At 63.6% G+C, this 6,440-nt stretch carries 5 protein-coding genes and 2 pseudogenes; all 7 read left to right on the plus strand.

What is annotated here, in order from left to right:
* Positions 1-388 (plus strand): annotated as a pseudogene (locus tag MOV74_RS28360) (ABC transporter ATP-binding protein); the annotation flags it as partial.
* A 3-nt stretch (positions 389-391) separates the two neighbouring features.
* Positions 392-1,096, plus strand: coding sequence for an ABC transporter ATP-binding protein (locus MOV74_RS28365; RefSeq protein WP_246929921.1), 705 nt, complete (start codon positions 392-394; stop codon positions 1,094-1,096).
* A gap of 5 nt (positions 1,097-1,101) precedes the next feature.
* The gene (locus MOV74_RS28370) at positions 1,102-1,983 is read left to right on the plus strand and encodes a branched-chain amino acid ABC transporter permease (protein WP_246929923.1); all 882 of its coding nucleotides are present in this window, start codon (positions 1,102-1,104) and stop codon (positions 1,981-1,983) included.
* Positions 1,980-2,999, plus strand: coding sequence for a branched-chain amino acid ABC transporter permease (locus MOV74_RS28375; RefSeq protein WP_246929924.1), 1,020 nt, complete (start codon positions 1,980-1,982; stop codon positions 2,997-2,999). Before MOV74_RS28370 ends, MOV74_RS28375 begins: the two co-directional genes overlap by 4 nt.
* The gene (locus MOV74_RS28380; protein ID WP_246929926.1) at positions 2,959-3,888 is read left to right on the plus strand and encodes a polyphosphate kinase 2 family protein; all 930 of its coding nucleotides are present in this window, start codon (positions 2,959-2,961) and stop codon (positions 3,886-3,888) included. Before MOV74_RS28375 ends, MOV74_RS28380 begins: the two co-directional genes overlap by 41 nt.
* A complete protein-coding gene (locus MOV74_RS28385) occupies positions 3,885-4,922 on the plus strand; it encodes a patatin-like phospholipase family protein (protein WP_246929928.1) in 1,038 nt (345 codons plus the stop codon). The genes MOV74_RS28380 and MOV74_RS28385 overlap by 4 nt, the downstream gene beginning before the upstream one ends.
* Before the next feature lie 954 nt (positions 4,923-5,876).
* Positions 5,877-6,440 (plus strand): annotated as a pseudogene (locus MOV74_RS28390) (small-conductance mechanosensitive channel); the annotation flags it as partial.

The following is a 6,440-nucleotide window of genomic DNA, read 5'->3' on the forward strand; positions in this document are numbered from 1 at the left end:
GACCGATCGCCATGCCAGCGTCGATGGCCTCGGCGCGGCCGGCCTGAAGAAGCTCGAGCTGGCCAAGGCGCTCGCCACTTCGCCAAAGCTGCTGCTCGCCGATGAGAGCCTCGGCGGTCTCGACGAGGCCGAGATGGATCAGGCCGCCGACATGCTGCGCAACATCCGCGACGAGCTCGGCATCACCATCATCTGGGTCGAGCACATCATGGGCGTCTTGATGCGCGTCGTCGATCGCGTCATGGTGCTCGATCACGGCGAGAAGATCTCGGAAGGATTGCCGAGCGCGGTCGCGGGCGACCCGCGCGTGATCGAGGTCTATCTCGGCACCGATGCCGAGACCACGCAGGCCGCGGCCGCTGAAGCGCGCCGTCGCGCGGGAGGCTAGCCGATGCTGGAGCTCCGCGCCGTCAATGCCGGCTATGGCACGTTCCAGGCGCTGTTCGATGTCAATCTCGACGTGAAGGCCGGCGAGGCCGTCGGCGTCATCGGCCCCAATGGCGCCGGCAAGACCACCTTGATGCGCGTCATCTCCGGCCTGATCCGGCCCTCGCGCGGGTCGATCCGGATGGAGGGCGCCGACGTCGTGGCAACGCCGGCGCATAAGATCGTCAGCCTCGGCATTGCGCATGTGCCGGAAAACCGGCGGTTGTTTCCGCAGCTCTCGGTCGACGATAATCTCAAGATGGGCGCCTTCATGAAGGAGGCGCGTGGTCACTATGCCGAGCGGGCCGAGGTCGTTTTCGACCTGTTTCCGCGCCTGAAGGAACGGCGCCACCAGATGGCCGGCACCATGTCCGGCGGCGAGCAGCAGATGTGCGCGATCGGCCGTGCGCTGATGTCGAATCCAAAACTGCTGCTGCTCGACGAGCCGTCGGCGGGGCTGGCGCCGGTCGTGGTGCAGCAGGTGTTCGAGCTGGTGAAGCGGATCCGCGCCAGCGGGCTGACGGTGCTGATCGTCGAGCAGAACGTGCAGCAGGTGCTGAAAGTGGTCGATCGCGCCTATCTGATCGAGGCGGGCACGATCAGGGCGTCCGGCACCTCGGCCGAGATGCTCGCAAGCGACACCGTCAAGGAAGCGTATCTCGGGGTATGATGGGCATGCAGGCGTTCCTGGACATATTCGACATCTATCTGCTGGAGGCCGTGATCAACGGCATCCTGCTCGGCGGCGTGCTGGCGCTGCTGGCGCTCGGGCTCAACCTGATCTTCGGCGTCATCGACGTGACCTGGATCTGCTATGCCGAGCTCGTGATGATCGGCATGTACGCCATGTATTTCATGGTGCAGTATTACGGCATCAGCTATTTCGTTGCGGCGCCTCTCACCATTCTGCTGGTCGCGGTCCTCGGCGCGGCGCTGCATTACCTCGTGATCGCGCCGCTGTTGACGGCGCCGCCGATCAACCAGTTGCTCGCGACCGGCGGGGTGCTGTTCGTGCTGCAGAGCTTTGCCACCGTCGCTTTCGGCATCGACTTCCGCAATCTCGGCATCCGCCTGCCGGTGCTCGCCTTCGGCGACATGAACTTTAGTTATGCGCGACTCCTGTCATTCCTGGCCGCGCTGGTCGGCATGGTCGCCGTCTATCTGTTCATGACGCGCACCTTCACCGGCACCGCGATCCGCGCCATCTCGCAGGACCGCCAGATCATGGCGCTGATGGGTGTCGACACCAGGCGGATCTATCTCATCACCTCGGCGCTCGGCGGCGCGCTGGCCGGGCTCGCCGCCTGCCTTTTGGTGTTGCAATATGACGTGCATCCCTTCGTCGGCCTCTCCTTCGGGCCGATCACCTTCCTGATCTGCGTGCTCGGTGGCCTCGGCAATTTCATCGGCGGCTTCATTGCCGCCTTCGTCTTCGCCGAGATCATCTCGCTCGGTGGCCTGTTCTCCGATCTCGAATGGGGTTATGTGCTCGCCTTCGCCTTCTTCATCGTCATGATGTTCATCCGGCCTGCGGGCCTGCTCGCGAGGCGCCGATGATGGGGCAGGGGCGGCTTGCTGCCTGGGGGATGGGATTGGCGGCGCTGGTCGCGCTGCCTTTCGTCTATCGTGATCCCTATCACCTGCACATCCTGGTGCTGATCCTGATCTGGTCGTTCGCCTACACATCGTGGTCGATGATGGGGCGGTTTGGCCTCGTCTCGCTGGGCCACGGCGGCTTCATGGGGATCGGCGCCTATGTCACCGCGTTGCTCTGGAATCATCTCGGCGTGTCGCCCTGGATCGGCATTCCCGTCAGCATGGTCGCAGCCGGCGCGCTGGCGCTGATCGTCGGTTATCCCTGCTTCCGTTTCCGCATCACCGGGCACTATTTCGTGCTGGTGACGCTGGCGCTCTCCGGCATCGTGCTCCAGGTCATCACGGCGACGCGCGACTATACCGGCGGCTCGCTGGGCTATACGCCGAACCGGACCTCGGGAAACAAGCTGCTGGCGCTGCAATTCGACGACAAGACGACCTGGTACCTGATCGCGCTCGGGGTCTGGCTGTTCGGCATCGTGGTCTGGCATTGGGTCGATCGCAGCATGGCACGCTACGCGCTGGAGGCGATTTCGGAGGACGAGGACGCCGCGGCCGCCGCCGGCGTCGACGTCACCGCGGAGAAGCTGAAGATCACGCTGCTCAGTGCGGTGATGACGGCTCTGGCGGGCGCGATCTACTGCCAGTACCAGATGTTCATCACGCCGGACACGGTCAGCGGCATTGCGGTGTCGCTCCAGATGGTGTTCGCGGCCATCGTCGGCGGCCTGTTCGTCTCGCTCGGCCCGACCTTCGGTGCCGTGATCACCATCCTGCTGGCGGAAACCCTTCGCATCGGCTTCGGCACCAAGGCGGTCGGCTGGGACAATCTCGTCTACGGCGTGCTGCTCGTGCTTTTCATCATATTCCTTCCCAAGGGCATCCTTGGTAGCGTGCTCGACCGATTGAAGCCGCAACGCAAGGTACCCCGCGCTCATGAGCAAGAAGCCGTCCAAATCGCTCGCCCAGGAGCTTGACCGTTACATCACGCCATTCCGCTACGATGGCTCCGGCAAGTTTCATCTCAAGGCGCACAAGACCGACGAGAAGGGCGACCTCGACAAGGAGAAGGCGCAAGCGATCCTCGATGCCAACAAGAAGCGGCTGATCGGATTTCAGGAGAAGCTCTACGCCCAGGACCGCTGGTCGCTCCTGATCGTGTTCCAGGCCATGGATGCCGGCGGCAAGGATAGTGCGATCAAGGCGATCTTCGAAGGCATCAATCCGCAGGGCTGCGAGGTCCATGCCTTCAAGGCGCCGAGCAGCAAGGAGCTCGACCACGATTTCCTGTGGCGCCACGTGATCGCGCTGCCCGAGCGCGGCCATATCGGTATCTTCAACCGCTCCCATTACGAGGAATGCCTGGTGACGCGCGTGCACCCGGAGATCCTCGCCAAGGAGAAACTTCCGTCCAAGGTCGTGACGAAGAACATCTGGAAGGAGCGGTTCGAGGATATCTCGGCCTTCGAGCGCTACCTCTGCCGCAACGGCACCGTGGTGCTGAAGTTCTTCCTCAACGTGTCCAGGGACGAGCAACGCGAGCGTTTCCTCGACCGGCTGGAGGATCCGGCCAAGCAGTGGAAGTTCTCGATGGATGACATCAAGGAGCGCGCGCTGTGGCCGCGCTACCAGGCGGTCTACCAGGACATCGTCCGGCACACCTCCACGACCCACGCGCCGTGGTATGTCGTGCCCGCCGACCACAAATGGTTCGCGCGTGTCGTGATCGGCTCGGTGATCAATGCGGCGCTCGAAAAGCTCGACCTGCGCTTCCCCCGCGCAGACAAGGCCTCGCTGGGCGAATTCGACGAGGTGCGCAAGGCACTCGAGAAAGAGGGGAAGGGAGGCAAGAGGCGAGCGAAGTGACAGTGAACGAGACCGCGAACCGGAAGAACGTCAGCTTCGCGCTCCAGGGCGGCGGCGCGCACGGCGCCTTCGTCTGGGGCGTGCTCGACCAGGTGCTCGAGGATGGCAGGCTCGCGATCGAGGCAATCAGCGCCACCAGCGCCGGCGCGATGAACGCGGTGGCGATGGCCTCCGGCATGGCCAAGGGAGGCGCGGAGGCCGCGCGGCAGAACCTGCACGCGTTCTGGTACGAAGTGTCGCGCATGGACATGGCGTACGATCTGCTCTCGCCGCTCAACCAGTGGATCCAGGCCCTCAAGCTGCCGCCGGAATATCATCCGGTTCACGCCTTCATCCACACGCTGACGCACACGCTGCCGCCGAACCTGCTCAATCCCTTCCAACTCAATCCGCTGCGCTCGCTCTTGCAGCGCGTGGTCGATTTCGACCGGCTCAATTCCTCGCCCGAGGCGCCAGCACTGTTTCTCAACGCCACCAATGTCCGCACCGGCAAAATCAAGGTGTTCCAGAGCCCGCATCTCACCGCTGAAACCGTGCTGGCCTCGGCCTGCCTGCCGCCCTATTTCCAGGCCGTCGAGATCGACGGCGAGCATTATTGGGATGGCGGCTATCTCGGCAATCCCGCGATCTATCCGTTGATCTACCGCAGGGGCAGTCACGACGTCATCATCGTGCAGGTCACGGCGATCCGGCGCGACGAACTGCCGGCCAGTGCAGCCGACGTCCTCCACCGCATCAACGAGATCAGCTTCAATTCGTCCCTGATGCGCGAGATGCGCGCGATCGCCTTCGCCACGCGGCTGATCGACAATGGCGAGCTCGACAGCGACAGGCATAGCCGCATGTACATGCACTGGATCGGCAACGACCAGCTGATGTCGCAGCTCGGCACGGCCACGCAATTCCATCCCGAATGGAGCCTGTTGTGCCGCCTGCGCGATGAGGGCCGCGAGGCGGCGCGAAGCTGGCTGGCGCGAAACTTCGACCGGGTCGGAGAGTCCTCGACGGTTGATCTGACGGATATGTTTCTCTAGGCCGCTGAGCCGGCCATCGACAAAAAAGTGCGAAAACAACCCCACTCACAGTAGCGAAATCAAGGGGTATATGTGGTTGCTGATTTTACGAAATCGAATCGACGTGTCGGGCAAAGCAGGGGCATGAGGCCCCATGCCCTGGCTTACGGAACTCGCCCGCTCAAATGTGATCTCCGTGATCATCGATCCCGCTTGACAGTTTTATATCACGGGAGGAGCATGCCGGTGGTCGCAAACAAAGCGACGCGCAACGTCCACCTCATGAGCAAGGGGAGGTCTATGACGCCACCTCCGCAAATCCAGCCGCGTTAAGTGCGACGGAGCTCGTTCGGACTATCGCATAGCGGCAGAAACCGCGAACGGCACGCCGGGTCAAGGTTTAGCGGGCTGCATCAGTAAGGCAGAGCCCCTACCTTCCCGGCGCTGTATTTTGCATCACGTTGATCATGTCAGGTGGCCGTGATGCGGCCCCGTGACAGGCGTGTTTTCACACCCTGCTTTTGTCCTCCTTCCTCCTCGCCGTCATTCCGGGCCAACGCCCGGAATGACGGAGTATTTGCATGCAGGGTACGCGTGTCGCCACGCCGTCGTGGCCGGGCTTGTCCCGGCCATCCACGACTTGCCGCACGGGTGCGAAGAACGTGGATGCCCGGGCCTTTGCCGCGCCGAAGCGGCTTCGGCCGCGCCGGCGGAACAAGCCCGGGCATGACGACCTCTTGTGAGTCGCGCTGCGAGAATTCTACAGAAAGACGGATCGCGTTCTGTTGGCGTTTGAGCCCCACCGACGCCCGGTTCCCTCATCCTGCATTGCGGCAAATGCCAAGAGAATGTCGCCTCAAAGGCCCACTTCCGACACAGGCCACGGGCGAATAGCAGCCATCCGACATGACGCATGTGCTTCGGCGGTGACGGCCACGACACCGCGGGCGCATTCATTTTTTTCAGGGAATCAGCGTGTCGCATAAGCTTGCCCCGGCGCTCCTCGCCGCTCTCTTCCTCGCGATCTCATCTCTCTCCGGCGCCCGCGCCGAGACGCCGGCCGCGAACAGTGCTGCCGCGTTGTCGCCTGAGGAAGCCAAGCGTGCGCTGGTGACGCTCCAGGACGACAAAAAACGTGCGCAGATGATCGACACGCTGCGCGCGATCGCCAATGCGTCCGGTCCGCAAGCGCCTGCGCCCGAGCAGAAGTCGCCGATCCCGCTCGCTGCCGACGGCCTCGGGGCGCAGCTCCTGCTCACGGTGTCGGAGGAGATCGGCGCGATCTCGAGCGAGATCGCCAGCGTGGCGCGGACGCTCACGCATTTCCCAGCGTTCTATTACTGGATCGTGCGGACCGCGAACGATCCTGCGGCCTACAATCTCCTGATCGAGATCGCCTGGAAGCTCGCACTGGTGCTCGGTTGCGCGCTCGCGGCCGAATGGGTGCTGTTCCGTCTGATCCGGCGTCCGGTCGCATTTCTGGAAGGACGCGTGCCGCATGCCGCGCGCCTGCCGGCGCAGGCGCTGCCCATCGCCGAT

Source organism: Bradyrhizobium sp. SHOUNA76 (assembly GCF_023006445.1).
Classification (GTDB): domain Bacteria; phylum Pseudomonadota; class Alphaproteobacteria; order Rhizobiales; family Xanthobacteraceae; genus Bradyrhizobium.

Coding starts and splice junctions, on each gene's coding strand:
- MOV74_RS28365 (WP_246929921.1), top strand. CDS start 392: ATGCTGGAGCTCCGCGCCGTCAATGCCGGCTATGGCACGTTCCAGGCG.
- MOV74_RS28370 (WP_246929923.1), top strand. CDS start 1,102: ATGCAGGCGTTCCTGGACATATTCGACATCTATCTGCTGGAGGCCGTG.
- MOV74_RS28375 (WP_246929924.1), top strand. CDS start 1,980: ATGATGGGGCAGGGGCGGCTTGCTGCCTGGGGGATGGGATTGGCGGCG.
- MOV74_RS28380 (WP_246929926.1), top strand. CDS start 2,959: ATGAGCAAGAAGCCGTCCAAATCGCTCGCCCAGGAGCTTGACCGTTAC.